The sequence below is a fragment of the Actinoplanes sp. NPDC048967 genome (assembly GCF_040649415.1).
GTDB lineage: Bacteria > Actinomycetota > Actinomycetes > Mycobacteriales > Micromonosporaceae > Actinoplanes.
Genome location: NZ_JBEZFL010000004.1, coordinates 110,018 through 134,346, shown reverse-complemented (window position 1 = coordinate 134,346; position 24,329 = coordinate 110,018). Strand labels below are relative to the sequence as shown.

General features: G+C 71.9%; 28 protein-coding genes and 1 pseudogene. 8 read left to right on the top strand and 21 right to left on the bottom strand.

Annotated features, from left to right (window positions below):
* Positions 1 to 20: 20 nt before the first annotated feature.
* Together AB0C12_RS18320 and AB0C12_RS18315 are read right to left on the bottom strand one after the other, a co-directional pair.
* On the bottom strand, positions 21 to 551 hold the full coding sequence (locus tag AB0C12_RS18320; protein WP_360549339.1) for a GNAT family N-acetyltransferase: 531 nt from the start codon (positions 549 to 551) through the stop codon (positions 21 to 23).
* A gap of 22 nt (positions 552 to 573) precedes the next feature.
* A complete protein-coding gene (locus AB0C12_RS18315) occupies positions 574 to 1,563 on the bottom strand; it encodes an aldo/keto reductase (protein ID WP_360549337.1) in 990 nt (329 codons plus the stop codon).
* Between the two features lie 86 nt (positions 1,564 to 1,649).
* On the opposite strand from AB0C12_RS18315, the gene AB0C12_RS18310 reads away from it, so the two are divergent.
* Positions 1,650 to 2,573 carry an AraC family transcriptional regulator gene (locus AB0C12_RS18310; RefSeq protein ID WP_360549335.1) on the top strand — a complete coding sequence of 308 codons (924 nt, stop codon included), beginning with the start codon at positions 1,650 to 1,652 and terminating at the stop codon, positions 2,571 to 2,573.
* Positions 2,574 to 2,607: 34 nt separating this feature from the next.
* Here AB0C12_RS18310 and AB0C12_RS18305 read toward each other — a convergent pair whose 3' ends face one another.
* The 11 genes from AB0C12_RS18305 to AB0C12_RS18255 form a co-directional block, all read right to left on the bottom strand.
* Complete coding sequence (locus tag AB0C12_RS18305; protein WP_360549333.1) at positions 2,608 to 2,802, bottom strand: hypothetical protein; 195 nt, start codon at positions 2,800 to 2,802, stop codon at positions 2,608 to 2,610.
* A gap of 10 nt (positions 2,803 to 2,812) precedes the next feature.
* On the bottom strand, positions 2,813 to 3,187 hold the full coding sequence (locus AB0C12_RS18300; RefSeq protein ID WP_360549331.1) for a DUF427 domain-containing protein: 375 nt from the start codon (positions 3,185 to 3,187) through the stop codon (positions 2,813 to 2,815).
* Between the two features lie 60 nt (positions 3,188 to 3,247).
* On the bottom strand, positions 3,248 to 3,619 hold the full coding sequence (locus tag AB0C12_RS18295) for an AtzH-like domain-containing protein (protein ID WP_360549329.1): 372 nt from the start codon (positions 3,617 to 3,619) through the stop codon (positions 3,248 to 3,250).
* 63 nt (positions 3,620 to 3,682) lie between these two features.
* Positions 3,683 to 5,272, bottom strand: a complete 1,590-nt coding sequence (locus tag AB0C12_RS18290; RefSeq protein ID WP_360549327.1) for a regulator — start codon at positions 5,270 to 5,272, stop codon at positions 3,683 to 3,685.
* The gene (locus AB0C12_RS18285; protein ID WP_360549325.1) at positions 5,269 to 5,913 is read right to left on the bottom strand and encodes an isochorismatase family cysteine hydrolase; all 645 of its coding nucleotides are present in this window, start codon (positions 5,911 to 5,913) and stop codon (positions 5,269 to 5,271) included. Before AB0C12_RS18285 ends, AB0C12_RS18290 begins: the two co-directional genes overlap by 4 nt.
* A 12-nt stretch (positions 5,914 to 5,925) precedes the next feature.
* The gene (locus tag AB0C12_RS18280) at positions 5,926 to 6,618 is read right to left on the bottom strand and encodes an isochorismatase family cysteine hydrolase (protein ID WP_360549323.1); all 693 of its coding nucleotides are present in this window, start codon (positions 6,616 to 6,618) and stop codon (positions 5,926 to 5,928) included.
* Positions 6,615 to 8,258: an allophanate hydrolase gene (locus tag AB0C12_RS18275; protein ID WP_360549321.1), complete on the bottom strand. Its 1,644-nt coding sequence runs from the start codon at positions 8,256 to 8,258 to the stop codon at positions 6,615 to 6,617. The genes AB0C12_RS18280 and AB0C12_RS18275 overlap by 4 nt, the downstream gene beginning before the upstream one ends.
* 46 nt (positions 8,259 to 8,304) lie before the next feature.
* Positions 8,305 to 8,940 carry a GntR family transcriptional regulator gene (locus tag AB0C12_RS18270; protein WP_360549319.1) on the bottom strand — a complete coding sequence of 212 codons (636 nt, stop codon included), beginning with the start codon at positions 8,938 to 8,940 and terminating at the stop codon, positions 8,305 to 8,307.
* A gap of 63 nt (positions 8,941 to 9,003) precedes the next feature.
* Positions 9,004 to 10,365: a DUF1996 domain-containing protein gene (locus tag AB0C12_RS18265; RefSeq protein WP_360549318.1), complete on the bottom strand. Its 1,362-nt coding sequence runs from the start codon at positions 10,363 to 10,365 to the stop codon at positions 9,004 to 9,006.
* A 183-nt stretch (positions 10,366 to 10,548) separates the two neighbouring features.
* Positions 10,549 to 11,505, bottom strand: coding sequence for an ABC transporter substrate-binding protein (locus AB0C12_RS18260; protein WP_360549316.1), 957 nt, complete (start codon positions 11,503 to 11,505; stop codon positions 10,549 to 10,551).
* A 149-nt stretch (positions 11,506 to 11,654) separates the two neighbouring features.
* Entirely contained in the window at positions 11,655 to 12,398 is a 744-nt protein-coding gene (locus AB0C12_RS18255) for an alpha/beta hydrolase-fold protein (protein WP_360549314.1), read from the bottom strand.
* Positions 12,399 to 12,543: 145 nt separating this feature from the next.
* On the opposite strand from AB0C12_RS18255, the gene AB0C12_RS18250 reads away from it, so the two are divergent.
* Positions 12,544 to 12,747 carry a hypothetical protein gene (locus AB0C12_RS18250; protein ID WP_360549312.1) on the top strand — a complete coding sequence of 68 codons (204 nt, stop codon included), beginning with the start codon at positions 12,544 to 12,546 and terminating at the stop codon, positions 12,745 to 12,747.
* Positions 12,748 to 12,796: 49 nt separating this feature from the next.
* On the top strand, positions 12,797 to 13,261 hold the full coding sequence (locus AB0C12_RS18245) for a DUF1707 domain-containing protein (RefSeq protein ID WP_360549310.1): 465 nt from the start codon (positions 12,797 to 12,799) through the stop codon (positions 13,259 to 13,261).
* Positions 13,262 to 13,313: 52 nt separating this feature from the next.
* Here the strand turns inward: AB0C12_RS18245 and AB0C12_RS18240 are convergent, their stop codons facing one another.
* Together AB0C12_RS18240 and AB0C12_RS18235 are read right to left on the bottom strand one after the other, a co-directional pair.
* Complete coding sequence (locus tag AB0C12_RS18240; protein ID WP_360549308.1) at positions 13,314 to 13,853, bottom strand: hypothetical protein; 540 nt, start codon at positions 13,851 to 13,853, stop codon at positions 13,314 to 13,316.
* Positions 13,854 to 13,887: 34 nt separating this feature from the next.
* The gene (locus AB0C12_RS18235; protein ID WP_360549306.1) at positions 13,888 to 14,520 is read right to left on the bottom strand and encodes a dihydrofolate reductase family protein; all 633 of its coding nucleotides are present in this window, start codon (positions 14,518 to 14,520) and stop codon (positions 13,888 to 13,890) included.
* 18 nt (positions 14,521 to 14,538) lie between these two features.
* Here AB0C12_RS18235 and AB0C12_RS18230 point away from each other — a divergent pair, with 18 nt between their 5' ends.
* The gene (locus AB0C12_RS18230) at positions 14,539 to 14,892 is read left to right on the top strand and encodes an ArsR family transcriptional regulator (protein WP_360549304.1); all 354 of its coding nucleotides are present in this window, start codon (positions 14,539 to 14,541) and stop codon (positions 14,890 to 14,892) included.
* Positions 14,889 to 15,350, top strand: a complete 462-nt coding sequence (locus tag AB0C12_RS18225) for an SRPBCC domain-containing protein (protein WP_360549302.1) — start codon at positions 14,889 to 14,891, stop codon at positions 15,348 to 15,350. Before AB0C12_RS18230 ends, AB0C12_RS18225 begins: the two co-directional genes overlap by 4 nt.
* Before the next feature lie 35 nt (positions 15,351 to 15,385).
* Here AB0C12_RS18225 and AB0C12_RS18220 read toward each other — a convergent pair whose 3' ends face one another.
* Positions 15,386 to 16,078, bottom strand: coding sequence for a VOC family protein (locus AB0C12_RS18220; protein WP_360549300.1), 693 nt, complete (start codon positions 16,076 to 16,078; stop codon positions 15,386 to 15,388).
* A 60-nt stretch (positions 16,079 to 16,138) separates the two neighbouring features.
* On the opposite strand from AB0C12_RS18220, the gene AB0C12_RS18215 reads away from it, so the two are divergent.
* Positions 16,139 to 16,762 (top strand): hypothetical protein, encoded by a 624-nt coding sequence (locus AB0C12_RS18215; protein ID WP_360549298.1) that lies wholly within the window; start codon positions 16,139 to 16,141, stop codon positions 16,760 to 16,762.
* An 18-nt stretch (positions 16,763 to 16,780) separates the two neighbouring features.
* Here AB0C12_RS18215 and AB0C12_RS18210 read toward each other — a convergent pair whose 3' ends face one another.
* A complete protein-coding gene (locus AB0C12_RS18210) occupies positions 16,781 to 17,560 on the bottom strand; it encodes an SGNH/GDSL hydrolase family protein (RefSeq protein WP_360549296.1) in 780 nt (259 codons plus the stop codon).
* Between the two features lie 76 nt (positions 17,561 to 17,636).
* Here AB0C12_RS18210 and AB0C12_RS18205 point away from each other — a divergent pair, with 76 nt between their 5' ends.
* The gene (locus AB0C12_RS18205; protein ID WP_360549294.1) at positions 17,637 to 18,059 is read left to right on the top strand and encodes a hypothetical protein; all 423 of its coding nucleotides are present in this window, start codon (positions 17,637 to 17,639) and stop codon (positions 18,057 to 18,059) included.
* A gap of 162 nt (positions 18,060 to 18,221) precedes the next feature.
* Complete coding sequence (locus AB0C12_RS18200) at positions 18,222 to 18,362, top strand: hypothetical protein (RefSeq protein WP_360549292.1); 141 nt, start codon at positions 18,222 to 18,224, stop codon at positions 18,360 to 18,362.
* Between the two features lie 6 nt (positions 18,363 to 18,368).
* On the opposite strand, the gene AB0C12_RS18195 is transcribed toward AB0C12_RS18200, so the two are convergent.
* From AB0C12_RS18195 to AB0C12_RS18180, 4 genes and pseudogenes are all read right to left on the bottom strand, one after another.
* Positions 18,369 to 19,646, bottom strand: coding sequence for a DUF1501 domain-containing protein (locus AB0C12_RS18195; protein WP_360549290.1), 1,278 nt, complete (start codon positions 19,644 to 19,646; stop codon positions 18,369 to 18,371).
* Positions 19,647 to 19,651: 5 nt separating this feature from the next.
* Entirely contained in the window at positions 19,652 to 21,214 is a 1,563-nt protein-coding gene (locus tag AB0C12_RS18190) for a DUF1800 domain-containing protein (protein ID WP_360549288.1), read from the bottom strand.
* Between the two features lie 177 nt (positions 21,215 to 21,391).
* A pseudogene (locus tag AB0C12_RS18185) lies at positions 21,392 to 22,744 on the bottom strand (UDP-glucose/GDP-mannose dehydrogenase family protein); the annotation flags it as partial.
* Positions 22,745 to 22,770: 26 nt separating this feature from the next.
* The gene (locus AB0C12_RS18180; RefSeq protein WP_360549286.1) at positions 22,771 to 24,327 is read right to left on the bottom strand and encodes a glycosyltransferase family 39 protein; all 1,557 of its coding nucleotides are present in this window, start codon (positions 24,325 to 24,327) and stop codon (positions 22,771 to 22,773) included.
* Between the last annotated feature and the right edge of the window lie 2 nt (positions 24,328 to 24,329).

The following is a 24,329-nucleotide window of genomic DNA, read 5'->3' as shown; positions in this document are numbered from 1 at the left end:
GCTAGGCCTTGCCACCGGCGTCAAGGCAAGTCTTTGCGCATCCGGACCAGCGGTACAGAGACGCCGCCCGAGGTCTCCGTCACGTGCTCGACGACGGTGAAGCCGGCCGCCTCGTACAGCGGGCGGCCGGCCAGGGTGCCCATCAGCTCCAAAGTGGTGAAGCCCTCGGCGGCGGCCGCGGCCTCGCACCGGTCGAGGATCAGCCGCCCGACGCCGCGGCGGGTGAAGCCGGGACGGGTGTACATCGCCCGTACCTTGGCCGGCTCCCGGGCGGGATCCAGCAGCGCCGGATCCCGCCCGCCGGAGTGGTCGCCGCCGTAGAGGGTGGCCCGCCGGCTCCAGCCGCCGCAGCCGGCGAGCTGCCCGTCGGCCTCCACCACGAAGTACGTGCCGTCGTCGATGAGCTGGGTGTCGAGGCCCATGACGGCGTGGCTGGCGGCGATCTGCGCGGGGTCGAGGAAGCCCCGTTGCAGCTCCTCGACAGCGGCATTGATCAACGGCAGGAGCTGAGGCAGATCGGCATGCGCGGCCACCCGGCTGGTCAAGGTCATGCGGCTCAGTCTGCCCGCGAGGTCACCAGGACGGCATCATCGCGGCCGGGTAGCGGGAGCCGGCCGCACCGTGCGGCACGATCTCCTGGATCCGGGCCAGCTCGGCCGGGGTCAGCGTCACCTCGGCGGCGGCGACGTTCTCGGCCAGGCGCCGGGGGCTGCGGGTGCCCGGGATCGGCACCACGTCGTCACCCTGGGCCAGCAGCCAGGCCAGCGCGAGCTGGGTGACTTGCACACCCTTGGCGGTGGCCAGCTCGGTGAGCGCCCGTACGGCGGCCACGTTCGCCTCGTAGTTGCCCGGCTGCCACCGGTCGTCCCAGCGCCGCATGTCGTCCTCGGCGTAACTGTCCGCCGGCCGCACGTCGCCGGTCAGGAAGCCCCGCCCCAACGGCGAGTACGGCACGAAGCCGATCCCCAGCTCGCGCAGCACCGGCCGCACATCGGTCTCGACAGCCCGCTCGAACAGCGAATACTCGGTCTGCAGCACCGACACGGGCTGCACGGCGTGAGCCCGCCGGATGACCTCGGGGCCGGCCTCGCTGAGCCCGAACCACCGCACCTTGCCCTCCCGGATCAGCTCGCCGACGGTGCCCGCGACGTCCTCGATCGGCACGGCCGGGTCGACCCGGTGCTGATAGAGCACGTCGATGTGGTCGGTGCCGAGGTAGCGCAGGCTGTTCTCGGTCACCTCGCGGATGTGGGCGGGCTGGCTGTCCAGCGCGACGCCGTAGCGGGCCGGATCGGTGAGGTCGAAACCGAACTTGGTGGCGATCACGATCTCGTCGCGGAAGCCCCGGACGGCCCGGCCCAGCAGGCGTTCACCGTCGCCCTGGCCGTACAGCTCGGCGGTGTCGAAGTGGGTGACGCCGAGCTCGTGCGCGCGGCGGATGGTCGTGATGCTGCTCTCGTCGTCCCCGGCGCCGTACGCCATGGTCATGCCCATGGTGCCCAGGCCGATGGCCGAGCTCGTCAGGCCCTGCCCGCCCAGCCTGCGGATCTCCAGCTTTGTCATGCCTCGACGCTAGGTCGGCCGGGGCCGGCCGGCATGGGCCGGCAACCGCATACTCTTGCCTGATCCGCTCACGGGAAGGACGGCCGATGCTGGACGAGCTCGCCCGCGCTGTCACCGGCCACTGCCCGGGATTCTGGGTGGAATCCGCGGTGCCCCGGCTCTCACTGGTGGCGGCCGACGAGGCACCCGCCGTGGTCGACATGATGTACACACCGATGCTCTGCTTCGTGGCGAGCGGCGCCAAGCGCGCCACCGCCGGTGACCACAGCGCGCTGGTCGAGGCGGGGCACATGTTCGTCAGCTCGCTGGAGTTGCCGGTCACCGCGACCTTCGAACGGCTGCCGTACCGCTCGGTGGTGCTGACGCTCGACGAGCAGGTGCTGGCGGATCTGCTGCTGGAGCTGGGCGAGGCGGCCAGGCTGCCGGAGCCGGACCCGGGCGGGGTGGTCAGCACGCCGATGGGTCCCGAACTCGTCGACGCGGTGACCCGGTGGGTGCGCCTGCTGGACGCCCCGCGCGACATCGGGCCACTGGCCGGCCGGATCGAGAGCGAGATCCTGTACCGCCTGCTCGGCGGCCCGTTGGGCCCGGTGCTGCGGCAGTTCGCGCTGGCCGACTCGCACGTGACCCAGGTGCGCCGGGTTTCCGGCTGGATCCGCGAGAACCACGCGAGCCCGCTGCGGATCGAGGCGGTGGCCGCGATGGCCACCATGAGCACGGCGACACTGCACCGGCATTTCCGGCGGGCGACCGGGATGAGCCCGCTGCAGTACCAGAAGGTCGTCCGCCTCCAGGAAGCCCGCCGCCTGCTGGTCGCCGGCGACACGACCGCGGCGATCGTCGGCGAACGGGTCGGCTACACCAGCGCGACCCAGTTCAACCGCGAATACCGCCGGGCGTACGGCATCCCGCCGGCCCAGGACGCCGTCCGCCTGCGGGCCCAACTGCTGCGGACCTCGGCGCGCCGTCAGGCCCCCGCGGTGACGGCGGCCCAGAACGCGTCGGCGTAGGGCTCCGGCACCGGGGAGGTCATCTCGCGCTGGGTCAGCAGCACGTTGACCCGGCCACCGGCCAGGTCGGCGTAGGCCGCGGTGCCGAGCCCGCCACGCCGTACCCGTGCGTGTACGTCAGCACGTGCCGGACGGTGATCGGCCGGGCCTGCGGCACGACGTCGTCCAGCCGCAGCTCGCCGCTGTCCACGTGCGGCCGCAGCGCCGCCTCGACCAGGTCCGGGCTCATGCCCCCCTGTCTAGCTCTGGACCTCGATGCTGTCGACCCGGTCCGGGTAGAACGCGACGTGGTCCTTGATCTCCTTGACCGCGTCGTGCGGCTGCTCGTAGACCCAGATCGCGTCGGTCGACCGCGCGCCGCCGGCGGGGATGGAGTAGTAGCTCGCGTCGCCCTTGTACGGGCAGTGCGTGCTGGTTTCCGTGCGCTCCAGCAGCGACCGGTCGACGTCCTCGATCGGGATGTACTGCACGGCGGGATAGGTGGACTCCTGCAACGTCAGCGCCCGGGTGGTGTCGGCGACGACCTTGCCGGCCACGGTGACGACGATCCGCGCCGGGTTCGGCGTGACCGTGATGGGGTGACTCGGTCCGGGCTGCAACACAGTCTTGGCCATGGCGATGCCTTTCCGTCTTCGTCGAAGGACTCGCCATGGTGCAAGTCATCGCGGCCCGGATTATTCCGCCGGATGGCTGACGTGGGCGGTGACGATGCGCCAGCCCTGCGGCAACCGGACCCAGGTCTGCGACTGCCGGCCCAGCACCTCCGAGCCCGGATAGCCGAACAAGGTCGTGACCACCGCCACGTCCGCGCCGTACGCGGTCACGGTCGTGTCCTTCAGCCGGCGGCCCGGCGGCAGTGGGGGCTGGGCCCGCCGCCAGGCGAGTTGTTCCTCGAGGCCGGCCTGCTGGTCCGCGATCCCGAAGCGGACCGCGCCCGGGGCGAAGAAGCCCACCACGCGGTCCGCCTCGTCGGCCGTCAGCGCTTCCTCGTAGTCCGTGAACGCCGCGGTGACCTCGGCGAGCACGTCCGGGCGGTCGATCTGCATGGCGTCTCCTCATCGGGGTGGCGGCGGCCCGGCGCGAACGCCGGGCCGCCGGTCGGTGCTGCCTCAGACCTTGCTGGGTACGGGCACGCCGCCCTCCGGTGCCTCGGTGAACTCGTTGCCGCCCTCCGGCACGTCCGCGACGGCGTCGGGCTCCCGGGGAGTCGGCCTGGTCAGCGCGAACAGCACGCAGACCACGGTCAGGAACAGGTAGCCGAGGCTGACCTGCCCGTCGGCGTTCCACTGCACCTTCTCCGCGTGGATCAGGCCGACGAAGGTCAGCACCGCCCCGGCGCCGGAGAAGATCGCCGCCTGCCAGAAACGTTTGTCGATGATGAAAGCGACGATCGCGCCCAGCACCAGGCCGGCCAGGATCGCGCCGGAACCCAGGGTCTTCAGCCCGTCGTAGACCACGCCGGCGCCGGCCAGGGTGCTGATGCCGACGTCCGCGGCGGTGGTGCCGGCCGCCGACAGCACGTTGTCCATCTGGCCGGTGGCCCAGCTCGCAATGTTCGGGATCAGCGCGGCGACCACCGCCGCGGCGTGCGCCCGGGGGGTCGCCTGGAACGCCTGGGCGCCGATCAGCAGGCCGATGTAGAGCAGGATCGGCACGATGGCCGCGGTCGGGAAGATCGTGCCGAGCAGGCCGAACATCCCGAAGAAGCAGAGCAGGGCGATGACCACGCCGGTCGCCATCGAGTAGCCGGTCCGGCCGCCCGCCGCCTTCCAGCCGGGGTGCCCGACGTACACGGCCGGCGGGAACGGCGAGCCCAGCATTGAGCCGATGACCGCGCCGCCGCCGTCGGCGAGCAGCACGCTGCGCAGGTTGTAGCGGTCCCCGGCGGTAGCGGCGCTCTCCACGTTGGTCATCGCCTCGGTGAAGTTGTAGACGCCCAGCGGGATCGCGGTGGCCAGCAGCGGCGCCATGTCGCGCAGGCCGTCCAGGAGCAGGTCGAACTTCAGGTGCGGGAAGGCGAACGCGATGTCCTGGGCGGCGGCGGTCACGTCCGGCACCGACATCGCCCCGCCGATCCAGCCGATCGCGCTGCCCAGCAGCAGCGCGACCAGGCCGATCGGCAGGTTGCCGGGCAGCTTGACGTCGGTGAGCAGGCCGATCAGCAGCAGGCCGAGGACCGGCAGGGCGATCCACGCGGCCTTCCACATCTGCCCGGCCGGGTTCATCGAGATGAAGGTGATGGAGATGCCGGCCAGGGTGCCGAGCAGGGCGGCCCGGGGTGCGTACTTGCGGATGTACGGGCCGACGAACGCGCCGATCAGCACGATCACCCCGATGATGAACGCCCACGCGATGCCGGCCGTCCACGCCTGGATCGGGTCCTTGGTGGTCAGGTAGATGGGCAGCATGATCACGAAGATCACGATGAACATGTGCGGCACGCTGGGGCCGTACGGCATCGCGGTGACGTCGCTGCGGTTCTCCTTGGCGGCCAGCCGGCGGGCCAGGTAGGTGTAGTACATGTTGCCCAGCACCAGGGCGATGCCCAGCGCCGGCAGGATGACGCCGAACACGTCGCCCGGGTCCATGCCGATCACGCCGATGCACAGGCCGGTCAGGGTGAGCACGTTGACCAGGACGTTGACGCCGAAGCCGAAGAACGCGTTGGTGTCACCGCGTACCCAGTAGGGGAGTTTCATGGCTGCTCCTCAAGACTGACGGATGTCGAATCCGCGACCCAGCCGAAGATGCCGCCCTGGGCGGCGATCATCTCCAGGCCGACGCGCTGGAACTCGGGGAAGTAGGAGCCGACGCAGTCGGCCAGCACGAGGCACTCGTAGCCGCGGTCGTTGGCCTCGCGGACCGTGGTGTGCACGCACACCTCGGTCGTCACGCCGGTGACCAGCAGGCTGCGGATGCCGCCTTTGTCGAGCAGGTCCTGCAGTTCGGTGGCGTAGAAGGCGCCCTTGCCGGGCTTGTCGACGACGGCCTCGCCCGCGGCCGGCTGGAGTTCGTCGATGATGTCGTGGCCGTACTCGCCGCGGATGAGGATGCGGCCCTTCGGCCCTTGCTGGCCGATCCGGCCGCGGGCGAGCTTGGCCGGTGGGCAGTCGGACAGGTCGGGCAGGTGGCCTTCGCGGGTGTGGATGACCGGCAGGCCGGCCGCCCGCCAGGTGCTCAGGAACGCGGCCAGCGGGGCGATCGTGCGGCGCAGCTGCGAGACGTCGTTGCCGAGGCTCTCGCCGAAACCGCCCGGCTCCAGGAAGTCCCGTTGCATGTCGATGACGAGCAGGGCCGTGCTTTCCGGGGCGAAGGTGAAGGGGCCGGGCGTTGCTTGCACGGTCGGCACAGCTCAGCCCTCCGTGGCGGCGATGACGTCGTCGGAGGTGGCGACGCAGCCGAAGACACCGCCCTGCATGGTGACCATGTGCAGTGCCGCCGCGTGGTTGCCCGGGTCCGTGGCCCCGGTGCAGTCGGAGAGGATCAGGCATTCGTAGCCGCGGTCGTTGGCCTCCCGCATGGTCGTGTGAACGCAGACATCGGTGGTGATCCCGGTCAGGATCAGGTGCGTGATGCCATGGGTACGCAGCACCAGGTCCAGATTGGTGGCGTAGTAGGCACCCTTGCCGGGCTTGTCGACGATCACCTCGCCGGGCCCGGGCGCGACCTCGGGCACGATCTCCCAGCCCGGCTCACCCTTGATCAGGATCCGCCCGCACGGGCCCGGTCCGCCGATCTCGGCGCCGATCTGCGCCGAGCGCCACCGCTTGTTGGCCGGCAGGTCGGAGAGGTCCGGGTCGTGACCCTCGCGGGTGTGCACGACGAGCATGCCCAGCTCCCGTACGTGGGCCAGCAGGCGCGCGGTGGCGGGCAGCCCGGCCCGGGTCAGCGCGATGTCGTAGCCCATCGCCTCGACGTATCCGCCGGGGCCGCAGAAGTCGGTCTGCCAGTCGATGCAGATCAGCGCCGTACGCTCGACCGGCACCGAGCCGTCGTAGGGCCAGAGGTAGGGGGCGGCCTTGACCGGGCCGATGATCGCCGTCATGTGTCCTGCCTTTCCGATGCGGTGCGGTGGGCCCGCCAGCCGCCGCCGGCGGTGATGTCCTGGGCTGCGCCGACCGCGTAGGCCTCGCACAGGAAGCCGGTCGCCTCGGTGCCGTCGGCCAGCGCGATGCGGCCGAGCGACAAAGGGGCGGGGATACCGGCGAGCAGGCTGCCGACGGTCGCGGCCGGCAGCTGCCAGAGTTCGATGTCGATCGCGCCGCCGGTGTCGTCGCGGACCAGCCCGGGCACGCCGGACGGCAGGCGGTAGAGGCGGTAGCAGGGCGCGGTACGGGCGGCGCCGACCAGCGTCGCCCGTCGCTCGGTCAGCTCGTGGTTGCGCGGTTCGCCGCTCAGATGCAGTCCGACGACGGCGATCGTCATCAGGTCGTCCGCCCGGGTGATCGTCTCGGCGAGCAGCGCCAGCGTCTCGTCGCTGAACGCCGGTCCGAACAACGTGAGGCTCGCGGGCCGGCCGTCGGCGGTGAACCCGTTCGGGACCGTGACGGCGGCCAGGTCGAGCAGGTTCGCGAACTGGGTGTAGCGGCCCAGGTCGAGGTTCCGGCCGATCGGATCGACGGCGATCTCGGCGTGCGTGTACGTCGTGCCGACGGTCGGCAGCACCAGCACGTCGACGGTGTCCCAGAGCCGGTCCGTCCACGCCTTCAGCTCGCGCAGCCGGTGCACGCCCCGCCACGCGTCGGCCGCGGTGAAGCGCCGTCCGCTCTCCAGCACCTGGCGGGTCACCGGCAGCACCGCGTCCGGATGCCCGTCCAGGAAGTCCCCGAGGTCGGCCAGCCGCTCGGCCACCCACGGTCCGCGGTAGAGCAGGTCGCCGGCCTCCAGCAGCGGTGCGATGCCGACCTCACGGACGTCGGTGAACCGGCCCAGCCCGGCCGCGAACGCCTTCTCCTGCCCGGCGTCGCCGAAGAAGTCCAGCGAGCTCGCGGTGGCGATGCGCAGCTCGGCCGGGTCGCGCAACGGCCGGCTCCCGGTACGCCCCCACGGGTCCCCGTCGGACAGCCCGCGCGCGACCCGCAGCACCGCGACCGCGCGGCTGACGTCGGGTGCGAAGATCGAGACGCAGTCCAGCGAGCGGCACGCCGGCACCACTCCGAGCGTGCTGAGCAGGCCCCGGGTCGGCTTGATCCCGACGATGCCGTTGAGCGCGGCGGGTACCCGGCCGGAGCCGGCGGTGTCGGTGCCGAGCGCGAAGTCGACCAGCCCGGCGGCGACGGCGACGGCCGACCCGGAACTGGAACCGCCGGAGATCAGGCCGCCACCGAAGACGCTCTCCGGCGTGCCGTACGGCGACCGCGCGCCGGTCAGGCCGGTGGCGAACTGGTCCAGGTTGGTCTTGCCGACCAGCAGCGCCCCGGCGTCGAGCAGCCGTTGCACCACGGGGGCGGTCCGCCGGGGCCGGTAGGCGAATTCCGGGCAGGCCGCGGTGGTCTCCAGCCCGGCGACATCGATGTTGTCCTTGACCGCGAAGGTCAGTCCGGACAGGGGCAGGCCGGCGGGAACGGTCGCGGCCCGGGCCCGCAGGCCGGCCTCGGCGACCGTGCTGATCCAGACACCGTCGTGGCCGCGTTCCCGGATGCGCCGGAAGACATCGTTCATTCTGTCGATTGTCGACCGTTTCATTTCGGCCGACTCCACCTCGTGTAACGGGCGGATTTCCTTGCGTGATCTAGGGCAGATAGGTGCGGGCGCCGTGCCCGTTCAGTGCCGCGATGATGCTTTCGGGCTCACCCTGCTCAATCGCGGCGAGAAGCCGCTCGTGGCGGTGCACACCGTCCGAGGGCTCCGCCACCTCCGCCTCCCGGCGCAGGTTGACCGCCATGTAGAGCTGGAGGCGGACCAGCACCGACTCGTACAGGGTGCCGAGCTGGCGGTTGCCGCCCAGCGCGACCACCTCGACGTGGAAGCGGCGGTGCGCGTCGGCGATGGCCGGCCGGTCACCCGCGTCCGTCGCCTTGCTCATGACCTCGAGTGCGGCGCGCAGCCCGGACAGGTCGGCGCCGGGCCGGATCGAGGCGACGGCGTGCCGCTCCAGCACGTCACGCACCTCGTAGAGCTCGCGGACGTCGTCGTCGGAGAGGGTGGCCACCCGGACGCCGCGGCGCGGGATGTGCTCCACGAGGCCCTGTTGGGCCAGCAACCGCAGCGCCTCGCGCAGGGGTGCCCGGCTGATGCCCAGCCGGCGGGTGAGCTGCTCCTCGACGAGGCGCTCGCCGGGGTCGGTGCGGCCGCTGAGGATCTCGCGGCTGAGCCGGTCGAGGGCGAGGTCGACGAGGCTGTGACTCTCCAGCTCACCGTTGCCCACAGCACGAGTGTGCCAGTACCGGCACGCCCGGTGACACCGGGCGTGCCGGCCCCGCCGTACGGCTCAGAAGTCGCCGGCGGTGTTGCACTTGGCCCGCTGGACCACGCAGTTCTTCACCCGGTGCCCGAGGGCGTCGTTGTCCCAGGCGAGGAACGCGTCGCCGTGCATCGAGGAGGCCATCTTGGAGGCCAGCTCGAAACCGTCGGCCGTGCCGCTGGTCGGGTACGCGATCAGGAACGAGATGGACGGGATCGCCACCGGGAAGTTCCCGCTGCACCGGCCGTCATAGGTGTACGCCACGTGCGCCTTGTGGGTCGGGCTGTCCAGGTGCACGCCGTCCCAGCAGTCCGGGAACACCAGCTGGAACATCAGCGTCGCGCCCGGCGCGCAGAGCGGCCAGTTGCCGTCCGCGCTGCGGCCGATCTCGCCACCCGCACCCGCGCAGTAGAACTGGTTGACCGAGCCGGCCGGGGTGGGAGCCTGCAACCGGGCGTCGCCGGCGATCATCCGGAAGCCCTGCGGGAAGGGCACCGTGGCGGCCGGGTCGACCAGCCGGGAGCCGTAGTACACGACCACGTCCTTGGGCTCGACCACGCGGCCGCGCTCGTACAGGGTCGGGATCCAGTACGCCGAGAGGTCCTCGGCCGGCTTGCAGCTGGTGCCCGCGTTGCGCAGCAGGGTGGCGGTCGTGGTGTTCGCGTCGGTGCTGCGGTTGCCGATGAAACTGTGCATGTGCGAGGCGCCGGCCATCCCGGGGAAGACGATCGGGTCGTCCGGCTTGGAGTGGCTGTACAGGCAGGACGCGTTGAACTCGGGCACCCGTACGGAGTTGGCCGGCACCGGTCGTGGCGCCATGGCCCGGAACGCGGCGAGCTGCGCCTGCCAGGCCGCCGGGTCCATGGTCACCCAGCCGGCGTCGCTCTGGGCGCCGTCGCCGAACGAGAACCAGTTGACGTTGACGAAGTCGCCGGCCGCGGTGTTGCGCAGGACGGCGTACACCGTCTGCGGGCCGGCCGGATGGGTGGACGCCGAGGTGGTCAGGGTCGTCCAGTTCTGCCAGCCGCCGGTCGCGGTGATCGCGAAGCGGGCGAGCAGCGGGCCGGTGGCCGAGCCGGTGTGCAGCTCGACGCTGCCCGAGCCGGTGGCCGAGGAGACCCGGGCCGCGATGCTCAGCGGGCCCGCCGGGCCCAGGTCCACCCCGTCGTAGCGCATCCAGTCACCGTCGGCCAGGTAGGACGCGTTCTGGCCACCGCCGGTGTCGGCGGTGGCTTCCAGCTGCACGCCGGACTGGGCGGCATAGGCCTCGGCCTGCACCACGGTGGTGGCCGCGGCGGCAGTGCCCGCCGCCGTGACGGCGAGGGCTCCGGTGAGCAGGGCGGTCAGGGCGGCCCCCAGCAGGGCGCGGCGCTTCCTTGATCGGTCCATGGGCATCCTTCGGGTCGGTGCCGCCGGCTGCCCGAGGGGGATCGGCAGATCGACGGCGGTCGTTCGGGTGTCCGAAGTATCCCGTCGGGAAGCGCTTCCCGATAGTTTCCGCAGCGAGTGTGGGCACAATGTGCGGAAAGTTGACCTCGCGCCGGGAAGCGTTTACTTGACCCGGCGCCGAGCTCAGGGCAGCAGGTCGTCCAGCACGGGCGGCTTGGTGAAGATGCCGTCCGTGCGGCCCAGCGTGGCCAGCCGCTCCAGCGAGGCCCGGTTGATGTCGTTGGGCCAGCTCGGCAGGATCATCGCGGTCCGGACCACGTCGTTGATCTTCGTGTAGGTGCCGACCGTCGCCCGGATCTCCTCGGGGTGACCCGCGGCGTACTGCAGCGACTCGTTGACCGCCGCGGTGAAGTTCTTCACCAGCTCGGGGTCCTTGTCGATGACGGCGGTCCCGGTGAAGTACATCGCCACCGTCAGATCCGGGGCGGTGTCGACGTAGTTCGACGCGACGACCTGGCCGCCCTGGGTCAGCACCTCGGAAAGCTGCGGCTCGACCACCCACGCCGCGTCGACCTGCTGGTTCTGCAACGCGGCGGGCATCTCCGAGAAGGGCATCGCCTGGAACTGGATGGTGGCCGGGTTGCCCTTGTCCTGGCGTACCGACTGCCGCACCGTGGTGTCGCCCAGGTTCTTCAAGGTGTTGACCGCGACCCGCTTGCCGGCGAGGTCCTTGGCCGAACGGATCGGGCTGCCGCCGGCCACCACGACCGCTGAGAAGTCCCGCCCCGGGCGCCCGGTCGAGGCGACCCCGTTGGCCACCGCCTTGAGCGGCGCACCGTCGGTCTTCGCCGCCATCAGCGAGGTCACGTTGCTGAAGCCGAACTGGTACTTGCCCGCCAGCACACCCTTGACGATCGGCGCGCCACCCTGCTCCGGCACCAGCGTCAGATCGATGCCCCGGCCGCTGAAGAAGCCCTTCTGCTTACCCAGGTAGATCGGCGCGACGTCGACGATGGGGATGACCCCGACACTGACCTTGGTGCCGACGCCGGCTTTGTCCGACTTCTCGTCGTCCGAGCTGCAGGCCGCCGCGGCGAACAGGGTCGCTGTGAGAGCGACAGCGGCGAGGATCCGGCGCATGGTGAGTCTCCTGGAGGTATGCGGGCGCGGGTGGGCCCGGGAGACCGTACCCCGCAGTAGGCTCCCGCGGGGCGGCCGGAACGGTCAGAGGTCGGCACCGACCCGGCCGATGGCCCGCTCCGGCGAACGCCGGACCACCGTTTCCCCGGTCAGCAGAATCGCGGCAGATGATGGGCCAGCTGGGCGCGCCAGGACGGCCAGTCATGCGGTACGTCGGGACCCCAGAGGTCGAGCTCGTGCCGCAGCCCCTGAGTGGCCAGCAACTGCGCCATCCGCTGAGTGGACCCGAGGGCGCCGGTGGTGTCCTCCCACTGGCCCTGCCCGCACACCAGCAGCGCCGACACCCGCGACCGCAGCCACTCCAGGTGCTCGCCGTGCAGATTGGCGACGTAGTCGACGGGACTGTTGAAATAGACGGCATCGCCGCGTTCGCCCCAGCTGCGCCAGGCGGCTGGCTCGTAGTTGCCGGAGAAACAGAGGGCGAGCGGGAACAGATCGGCCCGCTTCAGGGCGAAATTCAAGGCGTGGAACGCGCCCATCGAGCACCCGGCCGTGGCGATCTCGACGGCGTCCCCGGAATCGGCCCGCACGTGCGGCACCACGGCATCGACAACCCACGACTCGTACGAGGCATGCCGCCGGGCCCGCTCCTCCAGGGGCAGGTAGTCGGCCGACCAGGTGGCGGCGTCGAAGGAATCGACACAGTAAAGCTTGACCCGGCCGGCATCGATGAGGTCACCGACCGCGGCGACCATCCCGTTGTCCGCGAACTCGTACGCCTGGCCCAGCTCAGTGGGAAAGACGAGGACGGGTCGGCCGAAATGCCCGTAAACGGCGACGGTGCCGGAGGCGCTGCTCGTCGGGGAGTCGAGTTTCACGGAGTAGTGGCGCACCTCGCCGATGTTCCCTGCCGGGCGCGTGGCCACACCCCCGGGTACCCCGCCGTGTCGGCTGTCACGTAGGCAACCGGCCGGGGTATCGGTAGGGTTGCCTTAAAGCGCTTTAAGAAGCTCCCTTCGGGTAGACGAGGAACGTGCCATGCAGCTTGCTGCCAAGATCCGCGCTGAGGTGTCCCGGTGGCGGGTGGAGCGGTCGGCCCGCCGGCGGCTCACTGCTGAGCTTGCCGCCTTCAGCAGTGCGGCCGATCGGGTTGAGTTGGAGCAGGTGCTCGACCGGCACAGCAGCGAGGAGGCTCGCGAGGTGCGGGGGATTCTGCTCCGGCAGGATGCTGGGCGCTTCTGACGGTTCGCGGCGGCGTGGCGTCGTTGGGTCGCGTCGTTAGGCTGTCGCCGTGACGGGCCCTGACGACGGCGATCGAGGCGTTGACCCACCGGCGCCTGATCTGCTGGTCGGCACTCCCGAGCGCGAATCCGCCCAGGAGGCGCTGGAGGCGCACCTGATGGAGAAGCGGCTCGATCCGGGTGACTACGAGCAGCGGATCGAGGCCGCGAAACTCGCGCGTACCCGGTCGCAGCTGCTGCGGCTCTTCGCCGATCTTCCGGTGCCTCATCCGGAGCTGCCCACCGCGCCGGGGCTGGTGGCTCCCTGGGATGACGAGACGCCGCCGCCGATCTTCCTCGCCGGCTGCCTGATGCTTGCTCTGGGTCTGCCGGTCGCGGTGGTGCTGGGCTTCGCGTACGGGATCTGGTGGGTGCTCGTGGTCCCCGTCGTGGCGACTGTGGCCATGGCCTACATCGAGCATCTCCGCACTGCCGGCCGGAAGCCGATCTCAGGCGACTCTCCCGAGGGTGCTTGAGCGCGCCTGCGCTCACTGCTGGGCCTGCGGGACACCCTCTGGCGCTGGTCGGTCAGGCCGGCCGGGCTGCCCCGTCCGATGGCGGCACGCTGAGCTCGATCACGGCCGGTCCGGCCGCCGCCGCCGTCCGCCGCGGCGCCCGGGTCCGGACGATGATCAGCAGCGAGAGGCCGGCCAGCCCGAGGTTCCCGACCACCGCCACCGCGAACACCGCCCACGCCGCGGTGGTGAACTCGATATCGCCGATGCCCGCAGCGAACACGATCGGCGTCAGATACAGGATCGCGTCCAGAATGAACAGTCCGCACAGCAGCCGCACCGGCCACCGGGAGCGGGCGGGGTCGCTCTGCAGCGCCAGCCCGCCGAGGATCGCGGCCACCACGGCCGCGACCGTCACCACCGCCTGCACGAAGAGCGCCTCGCGGCGGGCCAGGTATTCGCCGGCGACCGTGTCCACGATGCCCAGCACCGGCCCGAGCGTGAACGAGCTGAGCACCCACGTAGCCCCGCGTAGCAGTACCCCGACTATCGCCCCGGCGTAGAGCATGGCTGCTGTGCCGGGCTCGGTGCCGTCGTGCTGCCCCGCGTCCATGCGCGCAAGCTAGCATCCACCGCCCAACCCGAGCTCAGCTGCGCCGGCGGGGGTCGTCCGTGTGCAGCGTGTCCGTGGTCGGTGCTCCCGCCGGCTCGTAGGTGTGGATCGCCAGGCCGCGGGGCGTTGTCCGGTGCTGGGTCAGGCGCAGGCCGGCCGGCGTACCGCCGTCGGGGAACAGGCGGCGGCCCGTGCCGACCACCACCGGGGCGATGATCAGCCGGAGCTCGTCGATCAGGCCGGCCGTCAGCAGGGACTGCGCCAGCCGGGAACTGCCGTGGATCTGGAGTTCGCGGCCCGGCTGCTGCTTGAGCTCGGCCACCTGAGCCGCGACGTCGCCGGACAGTACGGTGGTCGGCGCCCAGTCGCCGGCCCGCAGCGTCTGTGAGGCGACGTACTTCGGCCGGCTGTTGAGCTGGCGGGCGACCTCGTCGTCCGGGTCGGTGGCTTTCGGCCAGTCCCGGGCGAAGGCCTCGTACGTGCGCCGGCCCAGCAGGAAGCCGTCCGCCTCGCGGATCCACTCGGTGACCAGGCGCAGGAACGTCTCGTCCAGGTGCGGCACGAACCAGCCGCCGCCGGTGAAGCCGTCGGTGGTGTCCTCGTCGGGCCCGCCCGGGCCTTGGCTCACGCCGTCCAGGGACAGGAACTGCATCAGGCTCAGTCTCATGAGGTAACGTACTACCACATGGTTGTAGATGAGGTCGAGCCGCCGGTGCTGGACGCCGTGTTCCATGCGCTCGCCGACAGCACGCGGCGGGACATCGTGGTGCGCACCCTGCGCGACGAGTATTCGGTGTCGGCGCTGTCCCGGCTCTATCCGATGACCTTCGCCGCCGTGCAGAAGCATGTCGCCGTGCTGGAACGTGCCGCCCTGGTCACCAAGCGCCGCAGCGGCCGCGAGCAGCTCGTCACCGGCAACGTCGACACCGTACGCCGCGCCGCCCGGCTGCTCGATCAGCTCGAGCTGGTCTGGCGGGACCGGATGGACCGTTTCGGCGACATTCTCGCCGAGGACCCGAACCCCGGAGCTCCCGCATGACCGTGACCAGCGTCCACAAAGATCCGCGGACCCGCACGATGACCCTCACCGCCGAGTTCACCGCGAGCGCCGCGGGGGTCTGGCAGCTCTGGGCGGATCCGCGCCGGCTGGAACGGTGGTGGGGCCCGCCGACGCACCCGGCCACCGTGGTCGAGCACGACCTGCGCGCGGGCGGCGAGGTCACCTACTTCGTCACCGGTCCCGACGGCGAGCGGCGGTCGGGCTGGTGGCGGGTGCTGACCGTGACTCCTCCGGCCGGCCTGGAGTTCGAGATGGGTGACCCGGACATCCCGCCGTTGCTCGTCCGGGTCCGCATCGAGGAGCAGCCGGCCGGCCGCACCCGGATGGTGGTCGTCACGACCTTCCCGTCCGCCGACGCGATGGACCAGCTCATCGGCATGGGCTTCGAGCAGGGCCTGTCCACCGCGGTCAGCCAGATCGACGCCGTCCTGACCTGACCCGGCCGAGGCCAGGCGCGGTGGCCCGGCGGCGGTCAGGCGCCCGGGCGGTCCAGGAGGGCGTCGGGGTGGCCGCGGCGGGCGCGCAGCCACGGTCCCAGGCCCTGGTCGTCCTCGGTCGCGATGAAGGCGCTGCGGGCGTTGAGCAGCGCCTCGTCCGTGTGGCTCAAGCACCCCCAGACCGTCTCGCCCCACGAATCGGCCAGCTTGACCTCAGCGGGCTGCTCGCACGGGCTGCCGTCGGTCAGCCCGATCTGGCAGGCCGCCGGCGCACCACCGCGCCGGCCGATCGCCTCGGCGGCCTGCCGGATCAGGGTGCCGCGGGCGGCTTCGTCGGTGTTCCGGGCCCGGTCCGCCGGCGTCCCGGTGCGCTGGGCGAAGACCACCACGTTGCCGTCCGGGTCCTTGGTGCGGGCTTCGCCGCCGGGTGCGTGGCTGGGGTGGCCGATCAGCTCCACCGGATGCCCGGCGGCCTCGAACCTTTCCCGTACGGCGGCCAGGTCATCCACGTACAGGTAGATGAGCAGCGGCAGCTCGGCCTGGATCACCGGCGGCTGCACGCAGGCCAGCAGCAGCGTCTGGCTGCCGCTCTGCAGGTACGACCACAGCCCGCCGTTCTCCTCGCCGCTCTGGGTCTCCGTGTAGCCGAACATCGCATAGAAGGCCTGGGCCTGCTCGACGTTGCGCACGTAGCAGACCGGTACCGCCGCTGACACCACACCGTTCATACCGGGCAAGATACCCAGCCCGCCACGATCGGTTCGCGGCCGTTGGGTATAACCGGGGCCATGGACGTTGAGGAACTCGCGCGGCTGGTGGGTCAGGTGCCCGGCACCCAGGTCTCGATCGAGGCCGATGTGCTGGTCGTGCGGGTTCCCGAGATCGGGGACGAAGCCCGGGTCGCGGCGGGGGACGTGCTCAGCCACGACGTGACCACCGGGCCCACCGGCCAGCCCGTCGTCGTCCTGGGGGTCCGCCGCGGGCACGAGGAGCTGCCGCTGATCGTCACCGTGGACGACATCGTGTTCATGCCGGCGTACGCGGCCGACATGATCGAGGACCCGCTGACGGCGGTCCCGGCGACGCCCGACCTGGTGGCGTACTCGGAGATGCACCGGGACGTGCGCGCGCTCGGCAAGGCCATCGACGATCCCGACCTGGAGCTGGATCCGGAGGTCCTGGGGGCCACCCTGCTGGTGCACCGGTGCTTCCTGGCCGGGGCGGTCCGGGTGGGGCTGTGGCCGGTGCGGGTGGCGGCCTGGTGGGAGTACATGTGGGCCCGGGTCGGCAAGGATCTGCCGATCGGGTCGTTCCGTCCGGACCCGGAATGGGACCGGCTGATGGCAGCCGTGACCGAAGCCCGCCGGCACGCCGCCGCGGTCAAGCAGACCGAGGCCCGCGCCCTCCCGTGACCGGCCCGGTGAGCAGGCTCAGGGCAGGGGGCTCTGGGCGGCCGGCTCGATGAGCTCCCAGCGGGGGTACTTGGGGTCGCGGTTGTCGCCCGACGACTGCCCGCGCAGCCGGCGCTGGATCCAGGGCAGCACGTGCTCGCGGTAGTACCGGGCGTTCTCCACCATCCGGCGCCGTGTCCCGGCCGCGCTGCCGCCCGGCGCGGGCGGTTCCGCGTACCCGAGCGCGTGCAGGACCAGGCCGGCGACCCGGCGGTGGCCGGCGCTGTTGAGGTGCAGCCGGTCGGCCGACCAGTACCGGTGGTCCCGGATCTCCTCGTCACCGAAGGCGTCGACGAAGGTGACGTCGTGCCGGGCACAGAGCTCCCGGGTGGCCGCGGTCAGGTATTCGCCGCGCCGGCGGATGGTCCGGCCGAACGGCAGCTGCGCGGTCGGGTCGGCGCCGCTGAGCACCACCGGGCGGACCCCGGCGTCGACGCACCGCCGGACCGCCTGCTCGATCATGGCCACCAGCTCGGCCAGGTCGACGCCCGCGCGCATCATGTCGTTCCCGCCGCCGTTGAAGGTCAGCAGGTCGGCGGGCGGTTGCAGGGCCAGCGCGGCGTCGAGCTGGGTGGTGACGATGGGCCGCAGCAGCCGGCCGCGGATGGCCAGGTTGGCGTACTCCAGGGTCTCGCCCCGGGCGGCCAGCCCCGCGCTCAGCCCGGCGGCGACCAGATCCGTCCAGCCCCGCACCGTGCCGTCCGGCAGTTCGTCGCCCATGCCCTCGCTGAAGCTGTCCCCGATCGCGACGTACCGCATGGCACCGCCCTTCCTGTCGACTCCCGAGAAGGCTAGTGGCATGAAGGCGCGCGGACGGGGAAGGGCTGTCAGGGTGATGGCTGAACAGGGCGACGCAGACGGGGCCGTGCGGGTCGGCGGCTCCTACGACTTCACCGCGCCGGCGGAGGTGGTCTTCGGGGTGCTGACCGATCCCGACCGCGTCTACCGCTGGCTGCCGCGCGGCATGACCACCGAATCGGCGGGCCGGGACGAGGTGCGGGTCCGGGTCGGCGCGCAGATCTACCCGTACGGTGTGAAGGTGGTCACCGACCACCTCGAGCTGCAGTGGCACTCGCTGGACAGCACCGGCCTGCACGGCACCGCCCAGGTCGACGACGCCCCGGCCGGCGGCAGTGTGGTGCGCGCCGAAGTGGTCGTCCCCGCCGGGCTCGCCCATGACCAGCAGGTCCGCGAGCTGCTTGCCGAGACGATGGTCCATCTCCAGCGCGACGTCAGCGACAACTTCAACGCCGGCTGACCGCGCTCTGTCCCCGGTGCAGGCCGGCGGGGCCGGGCACTACGACTTTCGTCGCAGAGACCGGCCGGGCGAACCCCGCTCAGTGGCGATGTGGCGGGGGCCGCCCGGCCGGGATAGTCGTCTCATCGCGGCGCGCGGCGCCGCCGAGGCGAGGAGCGGGCGATGGTGGACAACGGTTACGCGCGGCGGGAGACCGGCGCGCGGGTGGCGATCATGATTCTCAGCGACCCGGCGGTGCTCCGGATCGCCGTGCTGGCGGCCGGCGTCTCGGCGCTGCTGCTGGCCATCGCCGCCGCCCTCTGAGCAGGCTCACCGGTTCCGGAAGACCCCCGACGTCGTGCTGCGGACGTTCGGGAAGACCGAGCGGGTGTTGGCCAGGCCGCAGCGCTTGTGCAGCACCTCGCCGATGACCGCGCGGTAGTCGGTGGTGACGGCGAGGTCGCCGTCGACCAGGTAGCGGTCCGCCAGGCCGGGCCACCGCCCGTGCACCTTGCCGCCCACGACGCCGCCGCCGAGCAGCATCATCGCGTTGCCGTAGCCGTGGTCGACCCCGTTGGAGCCGTTCTGGCGGACCCGCCGGCCGAACTCGCTGACCGTCACCACGGTGACCCGCTTCATGCCGGTCGTGCCGAGGTCGGTGGCGAAGGCGGCGAGGGCCGCCGCGAGCTGGGCCAGCTTGTCGTGCATCCGCTTGCCGGGTACGGCCGCACCGAGGTTCTCGTGGATGTCCCAGTCGCCGGAGTCGACGCAGGCCGCCATCAGACCCGCCTTGCCCTTGATCAGCCGGGCCACGTCCTTCAGCGCCCGGCCCAGCGTGTCGTCGGGGTAGACCGCGCCGTTGGCCGGCCGGTACGCCTGGGCCGCCAGCGTCTTCGTGGTCGCCAGTGAGCTCATCACCTGTCCGGCCGGCTGACCCAGCAGGGCCGGGGCCCCGGCGTAGAGGGCCTTCAGGGTGGCCGCCATGGGCTGGCCCTCCTGGTCGCCGTACATCGAGAAGTCGTTGATGGACTTCATGCCCAGGGCGGGGACCGGCCCGGCCAGCGCCCGGGACGGCATCATGCTGCCCACCGAGACGCCGTGGAACGGGCTGGTCGCACCCAGGCCGCCCAGCATCCGGTCCAGCCATCCGGTGCGCACCGAGGTGCCCGGCGCGGCCCGTTCCAGTTCCTCCATCGCGGAGAAGTGCGAGCGGTTCGGTTCGGGCTGGCCGACGGCGTGGACCGCACCGAACGTGCCGGCCTTCCAGAACGGCAGCAGCGGCTTGAGCGCCGGGTGCAGGCCGAACCGGGTGTCGCCGCCGATCAGCTTGGCCTTCGGCACGGCGATGTCCGGCCGGGCCGCGTAGTACGCCGGGTCGCCGGCCGGCACGATCGCCGACAGGCCGTCGAAGCCGCCCCGCAGCGACAGCAGCACCAGGGTGTCCCCGGCGTACCTGCCGGCGGCGAAGGCCAGCTGGGTGGAGATCTGATCGCCGGCCAGTCCGGCGAACGCCCCGGCGGCCCCGGCGGCCAGTGCCTTGCCGAGCACGCCGCGGCGGGTCAGGGTGGTGCGCTGGTCGTCCGCGCAGCCACAGGTCGGTCCGGTCATCGTCGTCACCTCACCGCGAAGTAGGGAGAGTTCAGCATCAGGGCCACCAGCTGCGGGAAGCGCCAGCCGACGGCGGAGTCGGCCGGTTTCAGCGGGGCGGCCGGGGTCTTGCCGAAGTAGCCCGCCAGAGCCGTCGTGTCGGCGGCCGGCAGCGTGCGGCCGAACAGCCGCCGGGCCAGCGCGTCGATCAGCTCGCCGTAGGTCGCGGGCAGCGCACCGACGAGGTCCTTGGCCAGGTCGGCCGGCCGCTGGAACTCCTTGGGCCGGTAGCCCGCGACGATGTGCAGGTGGGCGTTCCACCGGGCCAGCATGCCGCCGGGGGAGGTCCACGCCGAGGCCACGTCGGGGTAGCCGTTCGGGGGCGCCCAGGACATCGGTGCCTGGCCCAGCGAGCCGATCAGCCAGTAGAGCGACTCGATGCCCGCGGTGCCGGTGGCGTCCGGGCCGTAGCCGATCGCGCGCACCGTCGCGACGATGTCCTCGTACGGGGTGCGCACCTTCGCCCCCACGGACGCCTTGAACTCCGCGGAGGTGAACAGGGCCCGCAGCACCGGGGCGATCGCGGACCTGTGGTCGAGGTAGACCTGCACGAGCCTGTCCACCAGCTTGGCCGGCGGGTTGTCGGCGACGAAGCGTACGCAGAGCTTGGTGGCGATCTGCTCGGCGGTGGCCGGGTGCAGGGCCAGGTAGTCGAGCAGGGCCAGGGCTGCCGCCTCGCCCCCGGCCGCGGTGGTGTTGGCGTGCCGGAAGTCGATCACCTTGACCGGGCCGGTGGCGTGCGCGTTGGCGCTGTACTTGTAGTTGCCGGTGTCCCAGTCGACGGTCAGCCCGGTCAGCAGCCGGGCGGCGTTCTTGACGTCGGACTCCGTGTAGCCGAGCCCGACCGTGTGCAGTTCCAGCAGCTCGCGGCCGTAGTTCTCGTTCGGCGCGGTCTTGGTGGAGAAGCGGTTGTCGAGGTACGTGAGCATCGCCGGGTGCCGGGCCGAGGCCTTGAGCAGGTCGGCGAAGCGGCCCAGCGCGTACGGCCGGATCACGGTCCGGTCGTAGTCGTGCCGGTTGTCCCAGACGTCGGCGGACGGGTTGGTGACGTTGAGGTGGTTGGACCAGAAGTCGACCATCATCTCGAAGAGCTGCCGCTCGCTCCAGATGGCCCGGCTGGTGGCCGCGAAGCCGAGCTGCAGCATCGTGTCCCAGCCGTACCGCATGGCGCCCGTGCCGACCCGGGCCCGCAGCTCGTCGATCGAGAGCTGGATGAGCGGGAAGCGGGTCAGCAGCGCGTCGCCCGCCGGGTCGGCGAGGCCGGCCGGGTCGAGCTGGCGGTCGAGCCAGGCCGCCGCGCCGAGCCGGCGGATCTCGGCGACCGAGGCCGCGGTGGGTCCGTAGGTGGCCCGGCGCAGCAGGTGCAGCTCGGCGTCCGCCGCGACGTAGGAATTGGTGGTGCGGGTGGCCGCGGCGGCCTCAGCCGCGGCCGGTACGGCTGCGGTGAGGCCGACGGCGGCGGCACCGGCCGCGGCGCCGGTCACGACGCGGCGGCGGCTGATCGAGGTCTTTGCCCGGGATGCCGTCACGCAGGTTGGTTCGGTCCGACATCTCGGTCCCTTCGCCAACCCGGCCGATGGCTACCGAGCTGCAACGGACCTGGTCGCCGGGCGCGGGACCGCCCACCGGCCGGCCGGGCTGTCGTGGTCCGGCGCGCCCCGGCTCCCGGCTGTCCCGGTCGCCGGGGCCGGAGTGGCGGCGTGACCGCCCATTCCGCGGTACTTCCAGCCGGCCGCGGTCCAGGCTGCCGCGTCGAGGCAGTTCCGGCCGTCGAGCACCAGCCGGGTGGCGGCGAGCCGGCCCAGCCGGACCGGGTCGGCCGTGCGGAACTGCGGCCACTCGGTGAGGACGCAGACCAGCTCCGCGTCCCGGACGGCGTCGTCCAGGCTGTCCTCGAAGATCAGCTCCGGCTGGACGAGGGCGGCGTTGGGCATACCCGCCGGGTCGTGGACGTGGACCTCCGCGCCTGATCGGGCCAGGGCAGCCGCGATCGCGAGCGCGGGCGAGTCCCGTACGTCATCGGAATGGGGTTTGAACGTCGCGCCGAGCACCGCGACGCGGGCGTGGCCGAAGTGCGGTCCGGCCGGGCCCGGCGGGCAGCCCAGCAGGTCCGCCGCCAGCCGCAGCACCTTGCCGCGGCGGCGCTGGTTGATCAGGTCGACCTCGTGCAGGAAGCGCAGGGCCTCGCCGGCGCCGAGCTCACTCGCGCGGGCCTGGAACGCGCGAATGTCCTTGGGCAGGCAGCCGCCGCCGAAGCCGACGCCGGCCTGCAGGAAGCGGTTGCCGATGCGGGGGTCGTAGCCGATGGCCCGGGCGAGCTGGGTGACGTCTCCGCCGGCGACCTCGCAGACCTCGGCCATCGCGTTGATGAAGCTGATCTTGGTGGCCAGGAACGCGTTCGCGGCCACCTTGACCAGCTCGGCGGTGGCGAAGTCGGTGACCACCACCGGCACCTCACGGTCCTCCGCGGCGGCCAGCTCGAGGATGCCCCGGTGCGCGGCCCGCAGCATGTCGCCGGCCCACTTCGACCGCAGGCCGGCGACGATCCGGTTGGGCCGCAGCACGTCCTGGACGGCGAAGCCCTCCTGCAGGAACTCCGGTGACCAGGCCACCTCGATGCCCAGTCCGGGGTCCGTGTGCTTGGCCACCAGCTGCTCCACCCATTCCGCGGTGCCGACCGGGACCGTGGACTTTCCGACGATCAGCACCCGCCGGGTCAGCTGCCGGGCCAGTCCGGTGACCGCCGCCTCGACGTACGAGAGATCGGCGCCCGTGCCACCCGTCCGCTGCGGCGTGCCGACGCAGATGAAGTGCACGTCGCCGAAGTCGGCGGTCTCCTGGTACGACGTGGTGAAGCGCAGGCGCCCGGCGGCGAGGTTGCGCCGCAGCAGCTCGTCGAGACCCGGCTCGTGGAACGGCACCGCGCCGGCCGACAGGGCGGCGATCCGGGCCACGTCGACGTCGAAACCGAGCACCTCGTAGCCCAGCTCGGCGAAGCAGACGGCGTAGGTGGCACCCAGGTAACCGGTGCCGACGAAGGTCAGCCGCGGTCGCTCCATCAGTTCTTCCTTCCTCGGGTACGGCGTCATCGCGGGTCCTTGCGGTCCAGCACGAAGATCCGGATCTGCTCGAAGCCGCGGTACTCGCTCAGGGTGTACGCCGTGAGCAGGAAACCCTGGGTCGGACCGGGCATGCCGTCCATCGGGTCGAGGTTGGCCGCCGTCGTCGACACCAGCCAGATCCGCCGGGTGTCCCCGACACACGGTCCGGGATCGGCGCATTCGTGGGCGCCGAAGGTGCCGTTCTCCTGCGACGTGCGATCGACCAGCACGTCCCGCAGCAGGCCGAGGCGCCGCACCTCGTAGTCGAAGGCCCGGCGGCCGTTACGGGTCGTACCGGCGTAGGCGATGCCGTCACCGGGCCGCGCCACCGTGGCCAGGGCAGCGGCCGCGCTGCGGAAGTCGGGCTCGCCGTAGACCGGGCTGTGCCGGGCCGCCTGCTGTCCCGGCCCGCTGACGAGCAGTACCGCGGCCACCACCAGCAGGCCGCTCAGCGACAGCAGCCAGGTGGACCCGGCCCGGCGGGTGAACCGGGCCAGGGAGAAGCCCAGGGCACCGGCCAGCAGCGCCCACGCCGGGACGGTGAAGAGCAGGTAGCGGTGCAGGAAGAGATGCAGCACCGGGAAGGTGACGTAGCAGAACAGCGGCGGGAACAGCGCCCAGCTCAGCAGCAGGACCACCGGTCCCCGGTGGCGCGACCAGAGCAGCATCGTCGCCGACAGCGCCGCCACGCAGACCACGAGCGCGACCTGCCAGGAGCCGAAGATCCGCTCGGGCAGGCTGGTCAGCGCCGCGGCGTCGGCCTTGATCCAGGCGATGACGCTCGACTGCTGGGAGCCCTTGGCCGCCAGCGGCAGCGCGGCGGTCACCGCGATGAACGCCCCGGCGAACCAGCGCAGCAACCGCAGCTCACCGCTGGCCCGGAAGGCCCGCCACATGAACACCGCATGGGCCAGCAGCACGGTCAGGGTCACGATGTGCACGAGCCCGGCCAGGACGAGGCCGACGCCGTACCAGATCCACCGCCGCCAGGTCGGCCGTTCCATCGCCCGCAGCAGCAGCAGTGTCGCCAGGGTGGCGAAGCCGATCGCGAACGCGTACGGGCGGGCCTCCTGGCCGTAGCGCGTCGCCGCGGGCAGCCCGGCCACGATCAGCCCGGCGGTCAGGCCGGCCCCGGTGTCGAACAGCCGGCGGCCCAGCACCGCGACCAGCGCCGCGGTGGCGGCCATGGCGAGCGCGGACGGCATCCGCAGGCTGGTCTCCGAATCGCCGAAGACGTCGATCCAGAAATGCAGGACCAGGTAGTACGGCGCCACGACGGCGTCCACGTTGGCCAGCAACTTCGCCAGGTCCCGGAAGCTGAGGGTGGCGGCGTACCAGCTGGCGTACTCGTCGTTCCACATGCTCCGGGAGCCGATGCCGACCACCGACAGGGTGAGCGCGAGCAGGGCCGGCGGCAGCGCCAGGGCCACCGTGCTCAGGACGGACCAGCTCCGGACCAGGGGCGCCGGTACGTGCCCGTCCGGACGGCGCTGCCCGATGATCCGGGGGACGGCGGGGGACAACAGTTGCGCGTCGGTCATCG

Excerpts from the sequence above, each read along its gene's own strand:
- AB0C12_RS18320 (WP_360549339.1), bottom strand. The coding sequence starts at position 551 with ATGACCTTGACCAGCCGGGTGGCCGCGCATGCCGATCTGCCTCAGCTC.
- AB0C12_RS18315 (WP_360549337.1), bottom strand. The coding sequence starts at position 1,563 with ATGACAAAGCTGGAGATCCGCAGGCTGGGCGGGCAGGGCCTGACGAGC.
- AB0C12_RS18310 (WP_360549335.1), top strand. The coding sequence starts at position 1,650 with ATGCTGGACGAGCTCGCCCGCGCTGTCACCGGCCACTGCCCGGGATTC.
- AB0C12_RS18305 (WP_360549333.1), bottom strand. The coding sequence starts at position 2,802 with ATGAGCCCGGACCTGGTCGAGGCGGCGCTGCGGCCGCACGTGGACAGC.
- AB0C12_RS18300 (WP_360549331.1), bottom strand. The coding sequence starts at position 3,187 with ATGGCCAAGACTGTGTTGCAGCCCGGACCGAGTCACCCCATCACGGTC.
- AB0C12_RS18295 (WP_360549329.1), bottom strand. The coding sequence starts at position 3,619 with ATGCAGATCGACCGCCCGGACGTGCTCGCCGAGGTCACCGCGGCGTTC.
- AB0C12_RS18290 (WP_360549327.1), bottom strand. The coding sequence starts at position 5,272 with ATGAAACTCCCCTACTGGGTACGCGGTGACACCAACGCGTTCTTCGGC.
- AB0C12_RS18280 (WP_360549323.1), bottom strand. The coding sequence starts at position 6,618 with ATGACGGCGATCATCGGCCCGGTCAAGGCCGCCCCCTACCTCTGGCCC.
- AB0C12_RS18275 (WP_360549321.1), bottom strand. The coding sequence starts at position 8,258 with ATGAAACGGTCGACAATCGACAGAATGAACGATGTCTTCCGGCGCATC.
- AB0C12_RS18265 (WP_360549318.1), bottom strand. The coding sequence starts at position 10,365 with ATGGACCGATCAAGGAAGCGCCGCGCCCTGCTGGGGGCCGCCCTGACC.
- AB0C12_RS18260 (WP_360549316.1), bottom strand. The coding sequence starts at position 11,505 with ATGCGCCGGATCCTCGCCGCTGTCGCTCTCACAGCGACCCTGTTCGCC.
- AB0C12_RS18250 (WP_360549312.1), top strand. The coding sequence starts at position 12,544 with ATGCAGCTTGCTGCCAAGATCCGCGCTGAGGTGTCCCGGTGGCGGGTG.
- AB0C12_RS18240 (WP_360549308.1), bottom strand. The coding sequence starts at position 13,853 with ATGGACGCGGGGCAGCACGACGGCACCGAGCCCGGCACAGCAGCCATG.
- AB0C12_RS18235 (WP_360549306.1), bottom strand. The coding sequence starts at position 14,520 with ATGAGACTGAGCCTGATGCAGTTCCTGTCCCTGGACGGCGTGAGCCAA.
- AB0C12_RS18230 (WP_360549304.1), top strand. The coding sequence starts at position 14,539 with ATGGTTGTAGATGAGGTCGAGCCGCCGGTGCTGGACGCCGTGTTCCAT.
- AB0C12_RS18225 (WP_360549302.1), top strand. The coding sequence starts at position 14,889 with ATGACCGTGACCAGCGTCCACAAAGATCCGCGGACCCGCACGATGACC.
- AB0C12_RS18220 (WP_360549300.1), bottom strand. The coding sequence starts at position 16,078 with ATGAACGGTGTGGTGTCAGCGGCGGTACCGGTCTGCTACGTGCGCAAC.
- AB0C12_RS18215 (WP_360549298.1), top strand. The coding sequence starts at position 16,139 with ATGGACGTTGAGGAACTCGCGCGGCTGGTGGGTCAGGTGCCCGGCACC.
- AB0C12_RS18210 (WP_360549296.1), bottom strand. The coding sequence starts at position 17,560 with ATGCGGTACGTCGCGATCGGGGACAGCTTCAGCGAGGGCATGGGCGAC.
- AB0C12_RS18205 (WP_360549294.1), top strand. The coding sequence starts at position 17,637 with ATGGCTGAACAGGGCGACGCAGACGGGGCCGTGCGGGTCGGCGGCTCC.
- AB0C12_RS18200 (WP_360549292.1), top strand. The coding sequence starts at position 18,222 with ATGGTGGACAACGGTTACGCGCGGCGGGAGACCGGCGCGCGGGTGGCG.
- AB0C12_RS18195 (WP_360549290.1), bottom strand. The coding sequence starts at position 19,646 with ATGACCGGACCGACCTGTGGCTGCGCGGACGACCAGCGCACCACCCTG.
- AB0C12_RS18180 (WP_360549286.1), bottom strand. The coding sequence starts at position 24,327 with ATGACCGACGCGCAACTGTTGTCCCCCGCCGTCCCCCGGATCATCGGG.